The sequence below is a fragment of the Shimia sp. SK013 genome (assembly GCF_001292625.1).
Lineage (GTDB): Bacteria > Pseudomonadota > Alphaproteobacteria > Rhodobacterales > Rhodobacteraceae > Shimia.
Genome location: NZ_LAJH01000012.1, coordinates 162,682 through 179,740 on the forward strand (window position 1 = coordinate 162,682; position 17,059 = coordinate 179,740).

The following is a 17,059-nucleotide window of genomic DNA, read 5'->3' on the forward strand; positions in this document are numbered from 1 at the left end:
TTCTGTGCGGATGAGGTCGTAGCAACGCGGTGGCATTGCGTGTTCTCAGTATGGCAAAAGCCTCTGGGCAAAACTGACAGCTTGATTTAGGAACAGGCCAAGCGGTCCCTTAGCTCAACTGGATAGAGCAGCTGACTTCTAATCAGCAGGTTGAGGGTTCGAGTCCTTCAGGGATCGCCAATTTATCTTTGAATCGAATTCGTTGCACTATTTCGAGTGCCGAGGATTGCCCTTGGGGCTTTGTTAACAGTCGTTGCTTTACCGCGTTCCAAAAGGAGTGGGACAATTGGCGACACTGACCGGCTATAGCCTGTATTGGGACGAAAACGGGGATGGCTTGGGGGCCAGCGATGGTATCTCTGGCGGTTCCGAGACATGTCCTATTTATACGGACTCAGATTTTCCCTTAGGAAGCGGGTCGGTAAATTATCCAACCACTTTGGGCACAGTAAGTGGCGTGTTTTATGAATACGCCGGAGATACCTATTTTGTGCCCGACGATGATACCGGGTTTCCACCATGGGAAGCCGGAACGGTCACCAGTTTCACTGAGGCGATAAAAGGCTCAACTGGAAACGACGACCTGACGGGCACGACCGATCGCGACGTCATCCATGACTCAGACCAGAACCTGTACAACCAGACGGGCGACGACCGCATTTCTGCAGGTTCCGGCGACGACACTGTGGTTTTCGGCGACGGCAATGACACGATCCGCGGCGAAGATGGCAACGATCAGATAGGATCGTGGTCTTTCGGCAGTGGAAACAATCTCATTGAAGGCGGCGCCGGTGATGACTCGATAATCGGAGGGTCCGGAGACGACCAGATCATCGGTGGTGAAGGCGACGACTGGATGGCAGGCGCCGGTGGGCGGGACACCATGGACGGTGGTGACGGGTACGACCAATTTTGGGTCACCGATGACCACGATTATGCCGATATCACCGGCGGTGAAGGTTTTGTCGACTGGGACATCGTAGGGTTTGGAAACTGGGCCACGAACAGCGGCGTAAACGTTACGTTTTCCGGCGATGAAGCTGGTAGTTTTGCTTTTCAAGACACGTCGACCTCGGGCGTGTTTCAAGAAATCGAACATATCATAGGTACGGACAACGGGGACAATATCGACGCGTCAGGCAACAGTCGCGGCTTAACCCTCGAAGGGCGCGGCGGAGATGACTCCATCATCGGCGGGTCTGGCGACGACTATATCAGTGGTGGCCGGGGCGCAGATACTCTGACCGGTGGCCTTGGCTCAGATACTTTGGTCGGCGGCGACGGCAACGACCTGTTTGTCGTGCATGACTCGGACGAAACGACCGATGTGCATGGCGAAGGCTGGTGGGACATCATTCAGTTTCAGGATGAAGGCACCGGCGAAGGCGCGGTTGTTACCTATGAAGGTGACACCTATGGCACCTATTCTATCGGCGGCGCGGCGGGCAACTTTTCAAGCATCGAGCAGACGGAAACCACACGCAATGACGATATCGTTGATGCCAGCGCCAGCAACTGGACTGCTGTTACCTCGATGCTGGACGGCGATGATACGTTTCTCGGCAGCGGCGGTGATGACCGGGTGTGGGCGGGGGACGGTCAAGATTACGTCGATGCAGGGGCAGGCGATGACGAGATATACGGCGAAAGTGATGACGATACACTTTTGGGTGGTGACGGGCATGACTCGATTTATGGTGGTGAGGGCGCGGACAGCATAGTCGCCGGCCAGGGCAACGATTTGGTCGATGCCGGTGCCGGCCATGACACCGTCGACGGCGGCAGTGGCCAGGACCTGATTTACGGCGGTGATGGCGATGATGTGCTTGGTGGCGGGAGTGGCGACGACACTCTGATTGCGGATGCAGGCAATGACACGCTGGGCGGTGGTGCCGGGAGTGATGTTCTCAAGGGCGGCGCTGGGGACGACGTTTTTGTGATAGCCAACAACGGCGGATATGACGTTGTTGATGATTTCCGGATGGACGGCACCGAGCATGACCAACTGGATGTGACCGGGCTGACCAATGCTTCGGGGAATCCTGTGACTGTGGGCGATGTGACCGTCCTCGACGATGGAAACGGCAACGCTGTTTTGACCTTTCCGGGCGGCGAGGGGATTCAGCTCAACGGGATTGCTCCTGCCACGTTGAGCATACCTACTTTGGTGAGCATGGGCATTCCTTGCTTTGCGGGGGGTACGCGCATTCGCACGCCTTCGGGGGATGTGCCCATCGAGAATTTGAATGTCGGGGATCTGGTGCAGACGCTGGACAATGGGATGCAGCCTGTACTTTGGGTCGGACGACGGCATTTGACGCAGGCCGACTTGGCCGAAAACCCGAAGCTGCAACCGGTGCGTATTCGGGCGGGCAGTCTTGGCAACGAGCGTGATCTGATCGTTTCGCCACAGCACGGGATAGTGACGACACATTCCGGCGAAAGCCCAGCTTTGGCGCGCGCAATCCATCTGGCACGAGATGGCGGGCCGGGGTTTCGGGTGGCGCGGGGCATCAAGTCGGTAACGTACTATCACCTGATGTTTGAGAGCCATGAAATCATCATTGCGGAAAATGCACCCAGCGAGAGCTTTTATCCCGGACCGATGGCTTTAAATGCGCTGGCACCGGCAGAAAGAGCAGAGGTAGCGGCCCTGTTTCCGGAGCTTTTGGCCAATCTTGGGGCGTTGGAAGTTTACGGCCCCACCGCGCGCCGGTTCTTGATACGCAAAGAAATCACGCGCGATGTTGCGGAGAAGTTTAGTCCTGCCCGCGCGTTTGGGTAGGTGACTGCGGGACTAGGGGCACAGGCACACTTTCGTGTCGCAAAGCGCACATTGGGTCGCGAGGGGTTCGGAGATGGCATCCGTATACAATCGGTCAAAGGCCTCGGGGCCTGCGATCCGGACCGGTGCGTGGCGCTGATATTTGGACTGATCCGCCAGCAACCAAACAGCGTTGGCGCGTGACATGGCCGCTTGGCTGACGGTAATTTCGTCAATGTCGAAGTCAAACGCCTCTGCTGTTTCGGTCAATGCGGAGCATCCGAGAATGGCGTAGTCAAACGCAAACCCGTTGACCATTTGTGCCGCGACCTGTCCGACAAGGCCGCCGTCCTCAGGGCGGGGGCGTCCACCGGTTAGCAGCACTTCGCAGCGCTCATTGGCGGACAGAATGCGGGCCACGTTGAGATTGTTCGTCACCACCAGAAGGCCATCATGGCCCAAGAGTGCCTGAGCGAGCGCCTCGGTGCTGGTGCCGATGTTCACAAAAAGCGAAGAGCCGTTTGGAATGTCTTGGGCGGCGGCAGCAGCCATAGCGTCTTTGGCTTCGGCATTGACGCGGCGGCGTTCCTCATAGGCGATGTTGCGCACGCCCGAGGGCAGCATTGCGCCGCCGTGCACCCGTTCCAAAAGCCCCGCATTGGCCAGTTGTGTCAAATCGCGGCGAATGGTTTGCACAGTGACGTCAAAATGCAGGGCCAGGGCGTCAACGGTGACTTTGCCCTGGGTGCGGGCAATTTCGAGGATGTCGTGTTCGCGAAATGACGAGTGCATAGGCGCGGTCCTGTTAGGGTGCGGAAATATTGCATGAGTGTTTGCCAGAGCATCGACGGTTTGCAAGGGAAATGCGTCAAAGCGATGGGGGCATTCCGTAACGAAAAAGCCTTGGCGATTTGCATATATCGCTCTGTCATCCGGTCAACAGGCAGTCACGGGCCACATATTGAAACCAAGAGCGGGCGGGCTCACGATTTTGGGCGTGGGTCCTTTCGAAAGCGGTCGAAGCCGGTGATGAGACTGGTCGCTGAATAAGGGCCTTTGGGCATTCAGCCCTTGACTGGCAGTGGAAAACTCTATTCGAGTGTGCTCGATAATGTTCGTGAGTGTTCGTATGGCTTCAGGTAATCAACAAACAGTAGATATTTTTGTAATTGGTGGCGGCATCAACGGATGCGGTATCGCGCGGGATGCAGCGGGCCGTGGTTTGTCGGTGGAACTTGCGGAGATGCACGATCTGGCGACAGCCACATCCAGTGCATCCACCAAATTGTTTCACGGTGGGCTGCGCTACCTAGAATACTTTGAGGTGCGTCTTGTGCGGGAGGCGTTGATCGAGCGCGAGACGCTGTTGCGGGCGATGCCGCATATTAGCTGGCCAATGCGGTTCGTTTTGCCGATGCACCGCGAGATGCGGTTTGACAACGAAACGCCGACCTCGCGGTTGCTGAGCGTTGTGATGCCGTGGATGAAGGGGCGCAGGCCGGCATGGCTGATCCGGCTTGGGCTGTTCATGTACGACCACTTGGGCGGGCGTGAGATTTTGCCCGGTACACGGTCGGTGGATTTGTCTGACGATGAGGCCGGTGTGCCGTTGCAGGATAAGTTCAGCCGCGCCTTTGAATACAGCGACTGTTGGGTCGAGGACAGCCGTCTTGTGGTCCTGAACGCGCGGGACGCGGAGGCGCGCGGTGCCACCATTCGCACACGTACCAAGGTGGTTTCGGCGCGGCGGGAAGGCGATCTATGGCGGGTTGAGACAGAAAATATGGACACCGCCGAGCGGTCGACACGATATGCGCGTGCGCTGGTGAATGCGGCCGGGCCGTGGGTGGCGGATGTGATCGAAGGCGTGATGGGCCAGAACGCCAGCGCCGGTGTTCGCCTTGTGCGCGGTAGCCACATTGTGACGAAACGCCTTTTTGATCATGACCGTTGCTATTTTTTCCAAGGCACGGATGGCCGGATTATTTTTGCCATTCCGTATCAGGAAGATTTCACGCTGATTGGCACCACCGACAAAGAGCACCTTGATGCTGATGTGCGTCCGGAATGCACAGATGAAGAGGCGCTCTATCTTTGCGAGTTTGCATCGCAATACTTCAAACGCCCTGTCACAATGAATGATGTGGTCTGGCGCTATAGCGGTGTGCGGCCACTTTATGATGATGGAGCCACGTCGGCCACAGCCGCGACGCGGGACTATGTGCTTAAGCTGGACGGCGACCGCGCGCCGGTTCTGAACGTGTTTGGCGGCAAAATCACCACCTATCGAAAACTGGCTGAGGCAGCGATGGCGAAGCTTACGCCGTTTTTTGCGCAGGCGTCGGGCGCTTGGACCGCCGGGGTTGCGATGCCCGGCGGCGATTTTGCGGTTGCGGATGTTGACCTGGTGATTGCGTCTTTACGAGCGGACTACGGATTTTTGAGCGCGGCTTGGGCCAAACGGTTGGTTCGTGCCTACGGCATCGAGGCGCGCGAGATTTTGGGGGCGGCACAGAGCGAAAAAGATCTGGGCCTTGGTTTTGGCGCCACCCTGACGGAGGCCGAGGTCACTTGGCTGATAGAGCGGGAATACGCGGCCAGCGCCGAGGACATTGTCTGGCGGCGTTCCAAGCTCGGATTGCGCCTGTCGACGTCTCAAATCGAGACCTTGGAAAGCTTTGTTGCGGCGGCGCGGCAAAATGCGCTCCAAGAAGGCGACGCGAAGAATTGATCTTTGCCGTTTTGAGGCCTATAGGAACCCTGCACGTTGCTGCCGTGCAGGGCTTTCTGTTGCGGTGGCGGAGAAGGATTTGACGAGAATTCCGGCGGACATCGCCTGTGAACGACCCGATACCAGACACCCCGAACCCGAAAAAAGGTTGTGAGAAAATGGCAGAGAACAAGACCCCAGACATATTGTATACCATTGTAGACGAAGCGCCCGAGCTGGCCTCGGCGTCGTTTTTGCCGATCATTCGCAAGTTTGTGTCTGCAGCTGGTATCACTGTCGGAACCCCTGATATTTCGCTGGCCGGCCGCATCATCGCGACCTTCCCAGAAAACCTGACCGCAGAGCAGCGTCAGTCCGACGATCTGGCCGCGCTGGGTGAATTGGTGAAGACACCTGACGCCAACGTCATCAAGCTGCCCAACATCTCGGCATCGGTGCCGCAGTTGGTTGGCGCGGTTGAAGAGCTTCAGGCGCAGGGTTACGCCATTCCGTCCTATCCAGAAGAGCCCAAGACAGACGAAGAAAAGGCGATCCGCGCCCGTTTTGACACCATCAAAGGGTCGGCTGTGAACCCTGTTTTGCGCGAAGGCAACTCTGATCGTCGTTCTGCCCGTGCCGTGAAAAACTTTGCCCAGAACAACCCGCATTCGATGGGCACATGGGACAGCGCGAGCAAAACCAAAGTGTCGTCCATGCCGGGTAATGATTTTTACGCCAACGAAGTGTCCGCCACCATTTCGGCAGATCAAGCTGGTGACGCGAAGATCGAATTTGTGGCCGCCGATGGCGCCGTGACGGTTCTGAAAGACAGCTACCCGCTGGAAGTTGGCACCATTGCTGATGCGACTTTCATGTCCGCCAAAGCGCTGGGCGCCTTTCTGGCAGACGCGATTGAAGACACCAAAGCCGACGGCACCATGTTCTCGCTGCACATGAAGGCCACGATGATGAAGGTCTCCGACCCGATCATCTTTGGTCACGCTGTCAAAGCATGGCTGGCGCCAGTGTTCGAAAAATTCGGCACAGAAATGGCCGATCTGGGTGTGAACCCCAATTCCGGCATGGGTGACTTGTTGGACCGGGTCTCTGGCAACGCCGACATCATGGCCGCCATCGACGCCGTGACCGCGGACCGTCCCGGCATGTACATGGTCGACAGCGACAAAGGTATCACTAACCTGCACGTACCATCCGATGTGATCATCGACGCCTCGATGCCAGCCGTGATCCGCGCAGGCGGCAAAGGCTGGGACGCAGCTGGCAACAAGGGTGACACCAACTGTGTGATCCCCGATCGCTGCTATGCCACCGTTTATGATGAATCCATCAACTTCTTCAAAGCCAATGGCGCGCTTGACGTGACCACCGCCGGGTCGGTCGCCAACGTTGGCCTGATGGCGCAGAAAGCTGAGGAATACGGTTCTCATCCGACGACGTTTGAAGCGCCTGCCAATGGCACTATCCGCATCGTTCTGGCCAATGGTGAGACGCTACACAGCCACAACGTGGAAACAGGTGACATCTGGCGGTCGTGCACCGTGAAGCAGGCGCCGATCGAGAACTGGATCGAATTGGCACTGGACCGTCAGCGTTTGACCGGTTCCGAGGCGATCTTCTGGCTGGACGCAAACCGCGCCCACGATGCGGAGCTGATCAAATACGTTCAGCCCGCGCTTGAAGCGGCTGGCAAAGCGGATCTGTTCATGACCCTCGCACCGCGTGAAGCCACGGCTCAGTCCTTGAAGACCATCACCGCAGGCAACGACAGCATCGCCATCACCGGCAACGTGCTGCGCGACTACCTGACCGACCTCTTCCCGATCCTTGAGCTGGGCACCTCTGCCAAAATGCTCTCCATCGTGAAGTTGATGAAAGGTGGCGGCCTGTTTGAAACCGGTGCCGGTGGCTCCGCACCGAAACACGTGCAGCAGCTAGTCGAAGAAAACCACCTGCGCTGGGACTCCATGGGTGAATTCTGTGCCCTTGGGGAAAGCCTGAACTTCCTCGCGGACGTCAATGGCAACGCCAAAGCCGGTGTTCTGGGTGTTGCAGCCGAAGCCGCCACGCAAGGCATTCTGGACGACAACCGTTCGCCATCGCGCAAAGTTGGTCAGCCAGACAGCCGCGACAGCCACTACTGGTTTGCTCGCTACTGGGCCGACGCGGTGGCAGCGCAGTCTGACGACGATGATTTGGCAGCCGAATTCGCTGGTGTGGCCAAAGCATTGGCCGAGGGCGAAGAGGCCATCCTTGCCGAGCTCGCAGCGGCCCAAGGCCCAGCAGCCGACATTGGCGGTTACTTCCGCCCATCGGTGGAGCTGAAAGCCAAAGTAATGCGCCCAAGCGCTACCCTGAACGCGATCATCGGCTAAGGCCGACGCGCTAAGTTGAAACAAGGAAGCCGCCCTGAAAGGGGCGGCTTTTTTGTATTTTCTTTGCTTCAACACGAGTTGTGGCTGCGAAGGATCACTTTCTGAGGAGAGCCTCAAGCTGCGACGTCCTAAGGGGAATGGCAAAATTTAACCCCATTCGCGTGCCGGAACTCCAAACGATTTTTGCTTTTCGAGATATAGGCCCAGGGAGGATTATTCGAATTTCGCTCTGAAAGACCGCTCTGTGAACATTGAGGCTGGCTTCGATGCATGCACCATGAGCGCCTATGTCCATAGTCTTGGCGCCCAAGGAATGGTTCTCAAGCTGAATTTCGCAAGTCAATTGTTTTTCATGCCGTTTTCCCGATTTGCGCATGTCTTGATGCCGCCGATTTCCAATCAAATCCAAGTTAGGCGTTCCCCAGCAAGGCAGTGTTCCATGGCGTTAGGTGGCAGTTGCCCCAGTTGTGAAAAAAGGGAAAAGTAGTCAAATGCAGTGTGATGTTCCGTCATCACACCATCCTCGAACTTGGCCAAAAGCATGACGTCGATCTTAATTGGGCCTGCGTTTTCAGGGGAGCGGGACGTTAGAAGGAACTTCGCTGCAAACCAAGGAGGATCCTCAATCAGGTTTTTTAGATTGATCTGACCCGGCCCGGTTATTCGTCTAAAAAGACTGACGAGTTCCGCAAAATCGGATTTAGGAAAACTCTCTTTGTTCGAAAAGTCCGGTACGGAGAAGTATGCGGGAAGTATTTTTTCTATTGTGGATTGGTTGCCCTTGAGCCAACCGTCTTCAATCCATTCTTTTAGTAATTCTTTTGACATTTGCACCTCGCATTGGCCAAAACGTTGTCGATAACTTAATAATATAACATTACACCAACTCTTTCAGAGTGCGCTGGTCCAACAAACAATCGGCGAAGGCCGACGACTATGTCTCCCTTTAATAGTTTTCAGATTGTGCGTTTCTTGGGTGTGGATTGCTCCTCATGCCAATCTGCAATGTAGATATGTAAAAAAACTGCATTGTCTTACATGCACATCCAAAAGAATGAGGCCACTATATGGGGTTTAACACCGTCGGAACCAACCGTTTTCTACAACGTAGATCTGAAGCCGCTTACACATATCTGCCTATTTTCACTTTTGACACCGTAAAGGTGCATTTGAAATGTATAATTCATGAGTCGAATTATGTTCCAAAGGTTGCTAAAACGTCAACCGTTTCCAGGTATTAGTAACATAAATTCACCTAAATCATTGATAATATTATGGCATTTCTGAGTGGATCTTGTTCAGGGTAGTTCTCCGGCATGGGGGGCGCCACAAATCTTTAGCCTATGGTTGTGTAGTGAGTTTCGGGACAGTGAGAAATTCCAACCCGGTGCCACGAAAATGAGGCAAATAATCCGTGCCTGACGCGTGCAAGCTGGGGCGTCCAAAGCTGGAGAAACTGGTGAGCCTCTCGGAGCGTCAGTTGACCAAGCTGCAAACCGCCAAAACCGCAAACCAGCCCGAACCCGCCTTCCGCCTTCCCACTACGTTGCAAATCCCAACGCAGGCGCTCACTGGCGAGTTGCCACTGATTGACGACGACCTTCAGCCCAAAAGCACCTGCACCAACGGCTGCTGCGGATGAGACCGACTGCGATTTGATCGGAAAGAAAAATCTCCGTTTTGCGACCTACACCATGTCGCGGGTTTGCATGACAAACGCAAAATGACACGATCACCCTGCTTGTAACGACAACAGGGAGTGGGTCATGAAGATCGGATTTATTGGGCTCGGCAATGTGGGCGGCAAGCTGAGTGGCAGTTTGCTGCGAAATGGTGTGGACCTGACGGTTTACGACCTGAACGCTGACCTTGTCGCCGCGCAGGTCGCAGCAGGCGCCATGGCGGGCGAAAACTCGGCGCAGATGATGCGCGATTGCGATGCGGTGATCACTTGTCTGCCGTCGCCTGCGGCCTCGGATGCGGTCGTGCAGGAAATGTTGCCAGAGGTCGGGCCGGGCAAGATCTGGATGGAGATGTCCACGACGGATGAGGCAGAGGTCAAGCGGCTGGGTGGCTTGGTCATCGCGGCGGGAGGCGCGGCGGTGGATTGCCCGGTTTCAGGCGGCTGTCATCGCGCGGACACCGGCAACATCGCGATTTTTGCCGGATGTGACCGCGATACGTTTGAACGTATCCTTCCCCTATTGACCACCATGGGGCGACGGATTTTGCACACTGGCGATCTTGGGTCGGCGTCTGTTCTTAAAGTGGTGACAAACTTCCTTGCGACGGCGCATCTTGTGGCGAGTGCAGAGGCGCTAACCACCTGCGCGGCGGCGGGCATGGACCTCAACACGGCCTATGAGGCGATCAAGATCAGTTCGGGAAATTCCTTCAGCCACATAACCGAAAGTCAGGTGATACTGAACGGCAGCCGCGACATTTCTTTCACGATGGATCTGGTGAAAAAGGACATCGGCCTGTTTCAGGAGGTGGCCAATCGCGCCGGCGTGCCGTTGGAAATGAACCCTCTGATGATCAATATCTTTGACGACGGTATCGCGCGTTATGGGGAGCGGGAACTGAGCCCCAATATCATCAAGCGTTTGGAAGACGCGGCTGGTGTGGATGTGCTGGCGCCGGGCTTTCCGCCCGAGATGTTGGACGACGAACCGGAAGAACCGGGTTACGAGGTGATCCCCCAGGGGCGCGGCTAGGCGTTCTTTAGGCTCCAACCCGAATGGGTTTGAGCCATGCGCAACCGCGAAAGCGGGCAGGCGTGGTTTGCTGGATCAGATGGTCTGGTCGTATTCGCCCACACTTGGTTCCGTGCGGATCACAGCATCGATTTCGGCAAAGATCGCGCGCATCTCGTCTTCGCTTTGGGCGCTTTCGATGACGACCACAAGGTTCGGCGTGTTCGAGCTTGCCCGCACCAATCCCCAGCTGCCGTTGTCCAGAATGACGCGGGCACCGTTTACGGTCACGACGTCTTTGATCGCGCGACATGCCATTGTGTCGCCGGCCTCGTGTTTGGCGACCAGTTTTGCGACCAGACGGTCCAAAATGTCGTATTTTTCGGTGTCCGCCGCGTAGGGCGACATGGTTGGTGTCGACCATGTTTTTGGCAGTGCCTTGCGCATGTCCGACATTTTCATATCAGGGTTGCGATCCAGCATTTTGCAGACCTCAACAGCGACACGCATGCCGCAATCATAGCCACGGCCAATAGGTTCGGCGAGGAAGTAGTGGCCGGATTTTTCAAAGCCCGCCAATGCGCCCAGTGCATGCACACGACGTTTCATGTGGCTGTGGCCGGTTTTCCAATAATCAGTCTTGGCACCAGTGGCCAAGAGTTCGGGGTCGGCCGCATAGAGTCCGGTGGATTTGACGTCGGCGACAAAGGTCGCGTTCGGGAAAATCTTGCCCAAATCCTTGGCCATGATCACGCCGACTTTGTCGGCAAAAATCTCTTCGCCTTCGTCATCCACAACGCCGCAGCGATCGCCGTCGCCGTCAAACCCCAACGCCAGATCGGCACCGGATGCTTTGACGCTGTCGGACATGTCATGCAGCATCAGCATGGCTTCGGGGTTCGGGTTGTAGTGCGGGAAAGTGTAGTCGAGGTCACAATGGCTTGGCACCACTTCGACGCCGATGCGTTCCAGAACTTCGGGGCCGAATGCAGCGGCGGTGCCGTTGCCGGTGGCGCAGACCACTTTCAGTTTGCGGCTCATTTTGAAGTCACCAACAAGGTCGTCGATGTACGCCTCGCGGACACCGTCCACGATTTCGTGCTTGCCGCCATCATGGGCGTCAAAGTCGCCGTTCAGCACGATGTCGCGCAGTTCCGCCATTTCATCCGGGCCATGGGTCAGCGGGCGCTCAAAGCCCATTTTCACGCCGGTCCAGCCGTTGGGGTTATGCGAGGCAGTGACCATCGCCACGGCGGGCACATCTAGATGAAATTGTGCAAAATAGGCCATAGGCGATAGGGCCGGCCCGATGTCTTTGACGTGGATACCTGCCTTCATCAGGCCGACGATCAGCGCATATTTGATGGCCACGGAATAGTCGCGGTAATCGTTGCCGACCGCAATCACCGGGTCGACGCCTCGGCGGCGCATTTGTGTGCCCAACCCAAACCCAAGCGCGGTCATGCCGGGCAGATTGATCGCCTCGGGATACTGCCAGCGCGCGTCGTATTCGCGAAAGCCTGTAGGGGCAATCATCGGGTCACGGAGGAATTCCCAAGTGTTTTGGCGCACGTCAGGCAGGGGCTTTTTCATAAATCGTCTCTCGGTCACTGTTAAATGGCTTAAACGCGAATTGGATTGGCCTTGGCCAACTCATCAAAGCGCATCAATGTTTCGATCAGGCCACTCATTTGATCCAGCGGGATCATATTTGGCCCGTCTGACGGCGCAGTGTCGGGATCTTCGTGAGTTTCGATGAACACTGCAGCGATGCCCAGTGACACGGCTGCGCGCGCCATAACTGGCGCAAATTCGCGCTGCCCGCCGGAGCTTCCGCCTTTGCCACCGGGTTGTTGCACGGAATGCGTCGCGTCCATAACCACCGGATAGCCCGTTGCCGCCATCTGCGGCAGGCCACGCATGTCGGCCACAAGGGTGTTGTAGCCAAAGGACGTCCCGCGCTCGGTCAGCATGATGCGATCATTGCCGGTGCTTTCGATCTTTGTGACAATATTTCCCATTTCCCATGGCGCGAGGAATTGGCCTTTTTTGACGTTCACCACGGCGCCGGTTTTGCCGGCAGCCAGCAGCATATCGGTCTGGCGACAGAGAAAGGCTGGGATTTGCAGGATGTCCACGGCTTGCGCCGCAACCGCGCATTGCTTTTCGGTGTGAACGTCGGTCAATACCGGCACACCGAAGTCTTTGCGGATCCCGTCTAGCACCGTCAGCCCGGCGTCAATGCCCATGCCGCGTACGCCCGAAAGCGACGTGCGGTTGGCTTTGTCATAGCTGGCCTTGAACACATACTGCGCACCGACCGCTTCGCAGGCTTCTTTCATGGTGCCAGCAATCATTTGCGCGTGATCCGCGCTTTCAAGCTGGCAGGGGCCGGCAATAACGGTCAGCGGTTGATCGTTGCCGATCGAGAGGCCGAAACCTCAACGGTTTTCATCACGAGGACACCTGTTCTCTGAGGATGGATGCTGTGAGCGATATCATCAGGTAAATGCCTGAAAAAATCAGTAAGGCCAAGACGGTGTTCTCAAAGCTGCGCGGGTATGACGGGTCCTCAGACGCGACGGGTTCCACAGATGTTGTGAGATAGCGAACTTGACGGCTGGCTTCCAACTCGGTCTGTTTCAGGGTCTGAAGTGCTGACTGCATCATCAAGTCGGCCGTTGCAAGATCCGCCTGTGCGATCTGGATTTCCGCTGATTGCGCGGCCAGTGACGCCTCGCCCTCAGTGGCGTCGGTCATCTCTGTTTCCAGCTTATCCAGCAGGTTATTCAAGCGCCGAACATCGCCGCGCACGCCTTCGACGCGGGCTTGGTTTGGGCGACTGTTGTCCAGAAGCGCGGCCAGCTGCAGCTCTTTTTCTTGTAGCTGAATTTGCACATTTGAAATCTGCTGGCGTAAGGCTGCGATCACGGCTTGTGGATCCACCACCGAATTTTGCTGTTTTTCAACGAGAGCCAGCTGCGCATCCCTGCGTTCGGCTTTGGCCTCGTCGAGGCTGGTGCGTGCGTCGCGCATTTGGTCTTTGCGTTTGCGTTGTGACAGCGTGTCCACGCGGGTTTCGGCGTAGGTGATCAAGGCTTTGGAATAGGCTGTGGCGACGGCAGGATCTGCGGCAATCACTTCCATGCGCACGGATCCTTCGGTCGGGTCGTAGCCGATTTTCACGAACTTTTTGTAGAGCTTGTAGGCTTCTTCATTGGATGGATCGGGATCAAGCCGTTGAATTGGGTCGATGGACGGATCGGAGAAATGCGATTTGAAGCCAACATCGTTGTCGAGCCGGATCATCGCGTCTTTGGACGTCAGGTAATCCTGCACCGCGATGGCATCCTGATTTGAATTCATTTGTGCGGGCAGCAGGCCGCCAAGCACGGAGCCGCCGGTGTTGTCGGCCTGTTGTACCAGAAACGCGGATTTTGTGGCGTACATCGGTGTGGAAACACCGTAGAAATACCAAGCTGCGAAGATCGTCGGCAGAAACACAAAAGCCGAGAGGCGCGCCAGCAACAATACAAGGCGTTTGCGGCGGCGGCGGGCAATGTCTTTCTGGATTTCGCCAATTTCCAACGCACGCATCTCTGCTGGAGAGCGTGTTTCAGTGGAGGGTAGGTTGTCTTTGTCTACCGGCATGGTTTGCGGCAATTGAATCCGCCCGATGGACATTTTGTTAGACTGCGCTTTGGGCGTTGCGTCGTCACTTTCGGAAGTTTGATCCGTGGGCAGCAGCTCAAGCATGTTGGTGCGCTGGAACGGATCAATGCCGGCGTTGCGTAGCAGACGTACAGAATCATAATCCGACGTTGCGGCCAAACCGTGCTTTTGCGCCATACGGCGGGCCAACCTCAGCTGTCGACCGGTCAAACCTTCACGCTTGACGGCATCAATTTCCGCCTCGGGAGATCCGCTAGGCTTTGGGGGTGCGGCTTTGACTGGGGCCTTTGCCGGCAGGCCGACCTTGGCCGTTTTTTGCGGCGGATTGGGCGCCTTGGGAGCCGGTGTGGCTTGCGGTTGCGCGGGAGCGGCAGCCGGTGCTGGCGTGGCAGCACGTGGCGTTGCGTCCTGCGCGACGGCGCCGGTCTCCGCTCCTGTTTGGGGAACGGATCGACGGATGCGAAATTTTTTAGCCTTGGGTTTGGTAGTCATAGAGCTGCTTGGCCTCTTCCAAGGTGTCGAACATATAGAGCTTACCGTTTAGCAGAACTGCTGCGGAACGGGCAAACTTCTCGAGCACCTGGGGTTGGTGCGACACAATAATAATGGTGGTGGTGCGCAGGCGTTCGCGAAGCACTTCGCCTGCTTTCTTGTTGAATTCCACATCTGTGGAGGAGGGCATTCCCTCATCGATCAGGTAAACATCGAAGTCCAGTGCCAGCATAAGCGCAAAGGTGAACCGCGCCCGCATACCGGAGGAGTAAGTGCCGAGCGGTTGTTCGAAGTATTCGCCCAAATTGCAAAGCCAGCGGCAGAAGGCCTCGACATAGTCCGGATCCAAACCATAGAGCCGCGCGATATAGCGGCTGTTTTCCACGGCGGTGTGTTTGTTGACCACGCCGCCCATGAACCCCAGAGGAAAGGAGATGCGGCAATCGCGCCGGATCACACCTTCGTCCGGTTTTTCCAGGCCGGCCATCATGTTGATCAATGTGGTCTTGCCCGTGCCGTTTGGTGCCAGCACACCTAGCGAATTACCCAATTCCACGCGAAACGACACGCGGTCAAGGATCACCTTGCGCTGCGTGCCCGTCCAGAAGGACTTGCTCACGTTTTCGAACTCGAGCATCGGGTGCTCCTGTGGCTGCTCTTCCGACCTTTTTAACGGATCAAGGTTAACGCTCTCTGTTGGCGTTTTTCCCAATATGTCGGATTGTGACTACGTTTAGCAATGTCTTGCGGCACAAATTGGGCATCGACACATATTTTTGATACCCAAAAACAGCTATTTGTGTCGAATTTTCGAGAAATGCGCTGTCGATTGAATTTTGTCTTGCCGTAAATCGGGGAAACACACAAAGGGCGCCCGAAAGCGCCCTTTGGTTCAGCCTGACCGGCGTTTGATGATGTGAGGCGTTACGCGATGGCCTGCCACGCGGTCCCGGCGATCAAAGCGCCCAACAAAGCAAAGCCGATGTAGGCGGCAAAGACCCGTGGTTTCACCAATGCCCAGACGGCGATGGCAGCTGGGATGCTGCTGACACCGCCGGCGATGACAAAGCTCATGGCGGCCCCGTTTGCCATGCCCTGTTCCAGAAGGCCGGCCACCAGCGCAGGTGCTGCGTAACCGTTGAGGTATGCGGGCATGCCGACAAGTGCACCGAGGAAGATCGGTTGAAAACCGTCGCCGCCCAAGACGTTCGCGATCAATTGCGCGGGCATATAGGAGACCATCAGCGCCTCTATGACGTATGCGAAAGACAACCATTTGAGCAGGAAGGCACCGTTTTCCATTGCTGCCTCACGAAAGGCGTCACGGCGTGCAGGTTCCTGCCAGAACTTCCAGTTTGGTTTGTCTGCAAAAGGTTTCTTGACGCCGCAGCACCCGCCGACCTGTGGTTTCTCGCGAAGCGGATTGTGGAACACGGCGGTCGACTTCATGAGCTTGGTGCCAAACCCACCGAGCAGCCCGAGGCTCACGGCGAAACCCAGTTTTGCGAGGGCAAATTCAAAGCCCAATGCACCTGCGGTGATGCCGAACATCGCCGGATCCATCAAGGGGGACGCCAGCCAGAAAGCCATGACCGCCGAAAGAGGCGCGCCAACTGCCAAAAGCGCGGCGATGAAGGGAATCACTTCGCATGAACAGAATGGCGAGAGCCCTCCGAGCAGGGCGGCGAGAATAATCATGCGGGTTTCGCGGCCTTCAAACGCGTTAGACAGCAGGTTCTCTGCGCCTGTGGCCTTGAGATAGCCTATGGCCAAGACGGCGAATAAAATGAATGGCAACGTGCCGAGAAGGGCATTGAGCGCAAATTCAACGGTGGGCACAAATTCCGGTGGGTCGAGGACTGCAACCGCGATCAAAATCGCAACGACGGCGGCCCATACTTTGTCGATCCGCGCCAGACGCGCGCCAAGGGGGGACGGGGATTGTGTTGTATCAGCCATGATCGTGGTCCTTGTCTGGCAATGTGCTGTCCGCGCAGCATTCTTTGAGCAGGAAGTTGGAAAGGTCGCGCACCGCATCAAAGGCAACCGCGGCGCAAATGATTGAACGCCCTTGTTTTTTCTGGGTGACCAGCCCTGCCTGCGCGAGGATTTTCATGTGATGCGTCAAGGTCGAGCCGGTTACGCCGCTGCGCTGACCGAGTTCGCCAATCGAAAGGCCGCTCTCGCCTGCGCGCACAAGGCAGCGCAGAACGGACAGGCGTTGCTCGGAGCCGAGCGCTGCAAAGGTCGAGGCGGCAATCTCAAGCGAGATATCTGTGGGGTCTATATGTTTCATGATTCTAGAAATATCGAAATTATAGATTTGTTCAAG

At 56.5% G+C, this 17,059-nt stretch carries 14 protein-coding genes and 1 tRNA gene; 6 read left to right on the forward strand and 9 right to left on the reverse strand.

Features of this window, described 5'->3' with window-relative positions; translation table 11 throughout:
• Window positions 1–103 precede the first annotated feature (103 nt).
• Both SHIM_RS10540 and SHIM_RS20630 read left to right on the forward strand, forming a co-directional pair.
• A tRNA-Arg gene (locus SHIM_RS10540) sits at window positions 104–180 on the forward strand.
• 106 nt (window positions 181–286) lie between these two features.
• The gene (locus SHIM_RS20630) at window positions 287–2,785 is read left to right on the forward strand and encodes a Hint domain-containing protein (RefSeq protein WP_193749907.1); all 2,499 of its coding nucleotides are present in this window, start codon (window positions 287–289) and stop codon (window positions 2,783–2,785) included.
• A gap of 12 nt (window positions 2,786–2,797) precedes the next feature.
• Here the strand turns inward: SHIM_RS20630 and SHIM_RS10550 are convergent, their stop codons facing one another.
• Window positions 2,798–3,556 carry a DeoR/GlpR family DNA-binding transcription regulator gene (locus SHIM_RS10550; protein WP_054002610.1) on the reverse strand — a complete coding sequence of 253 codons (759 nt, stop codon included), beginning with the start codon at window positions 3,554–3,556 and terminating at the stop codon, window positions 2,798–2,800.
• A 337-nt stretch (window positions 3,557–3,893) separates the two neighbouring features.
• Here SHIM_RS10550 and glpD point away from each other — a divergent pair, with 337 nt between their 5' ends.
• Together glpD and SHIM_RS10560 are read left to right on the forward strand one after the other, a co-directional pair.
• Window positions 3,894–5,495, forward strand: a complete 1,602-nt coding sequence (gene glpD, locus SHIM_RS10555; protein ID WP_054002611.1) for a glycerol-3-phosphate dehydrogenase — start codon at window positions 3,894–3,896, stop codon at window positions 5,493–5,495.
• 158 nt (window positions 5,496–5,653) lie between these two features.
• The gene (locus SHIM_RS10560; RefSeq protein ID WP_054002939.1) at window positions 5,654–7,867 is read left to right on the forward strand and encodes an NADP-dependent isocitrate dehydrogenase; all 2,214 of its coding nucleotides are present in this window, start codon (window positions 5,654–5,656) and stop codon (window positions 7,865–7,867) included.
• Window positions 7,868–7,961: 94 nt separating this feature from the next.
• Here the strand turns inward: SHIM_RS10560 and SHIM_RS20720 are convergent, their stop codons facing one another.
• Together SHIM_RS20720 and SHIM_RS10570 are read right to left on the reverse strand one after the other, a co-directional pair.
• Window positions 7,962–8,243, reverse strand: a complete 282-nt coding sequence (locus SHIM_RS20720; protein ID WP_054002612.1) for a PilZ domain-containing protein — start codon at window positions 8,241–8,243, stop codon at window positions 7,962–7,964.
• A 23-nt stretch (window positions 8,244–8,266) separates the two neighbouring features.
• Window positions 8,267–8,695 carry a hypothetical protein gene (locus SHIM_RS10570; protein WP_054002613.1) on the reverse strand — a complete coding sequence of 143 codons (429 nt, stop codon included), beginning with the start codon at window positions 8,693–8,695 and terminating at the stop codon, window positions 8,267–8,269.
• A 586-nt stretch (window positions 8,696–9,281) separates the two neighbouring features.
• Here SHIM_RS10570 and SHIM_RS10575 point away from each other — a divergent pair.
• Entirely contained in the window at window positions 9,282–9,509 is a 228-nt protein-coding gene (locus SHIM_RS10575; RefSeq protein ID WP_054002614.1) for a hypothetical protein, read from the forward strand.
• Between the two features lie 124 nt (window positions 9,510–9,633).
• Window positions 9,634–10,584, forward strand: a complete 951-nt coding sequence (locus tag SHIM_RS10580) for an NAD(P)-dependent oxidoreductase (protein WP_054002615.1) — start codon at window positions 9,634–9,636, stop codon at window positions 10,582–10,584.
• A gap of 75 nt (window positions 10,585–10,659) precedes the next feature.
• Here the strand turns inward: SHIM_RS10580 and SHIM_RS10585 are convergent, their stop codons facing one another.
• The 6 genes from SHIM_RS10585 to SHIM_RS10610 form a co-directional block, all read right to left on the reverse strand.
• Window positions 10,660–12,156, reverse strand: coding sequence for a phosphomannomutase/phosphoglucomutase (locus SHIM_RS10585; protein WP_054002616.1), 1,497 nt, complete (start codon window positions 12,154–12,156; stop codon window positions 10,660–10,662).
• Between the two features lie 29 nt (window positions 12,157–12,185).
• On the reverse strand, window positions 12,186–12,989 hold the full coding sequence (gene kdsA / locus SHIM_RS10590; protein WP_054002617.1) for a 3-deoxy-8-phosphooctulonate synthase: 804 nt from the start codon (window positions 12,987–12,989) through the stop codon (window positions 12,186–12,188).
• Between the two features lie 28 nt (window positions 12,990–13,017).
• Window positions 13,018–14,727: a capsule biosynthesis protein gene (locus tag SHIM_RS10595; protein WP_054002618.1), complete on the reverse strand. Its 1,710-nt coding sequence runs from the start codon at window positions 14,725–14,727 to the stop codon at window positions 13,018–13,020.
• A complete protein-coding gene (locus tag SHIM_RS10600; RefSeq protein WP_054002619.1) occupies window positions 14,705–15,364 on the reverse strand; it encodes an ABC transporter ATP-binding protein in 660 nt (219 codons plus the stop codon). The genes SHIM_RS10595 and SHIM_RS10600 overlap by 23 nt, the downstream gene beginning before the upstream one ends.
• A 287-nt stretch (window positions 15,365–15,651) precedes the next feature.
• On the reverse strand, window positions 15,652–16,686 hold the full coding sequence (locus SHIM_RS10605) for a permease (RefSeq protein WP_054002620.1): 1,035 nt from the start codon (window positions 16,684–16,686) through the stop codon (window positions 15,652–15,654).
• Window positions 16,679–17,023, reverse strand: coding sequence for an ArsR/SmtB family transcription factor (locus tag SHIM_RS10610; RefSeq protein ID WP_054002621.1), 345 nt, complete (start codon window positions 17,021–17,023; stop codon window positions 16,679–16,681). The genes SHIM_RS10605 and SHIM_RS10610 overlap by 8 nt, the downstream gene beginning before the upstream one ends.
• Window positions 17,024–17,059: the final 36 nt, after the last annotated feature.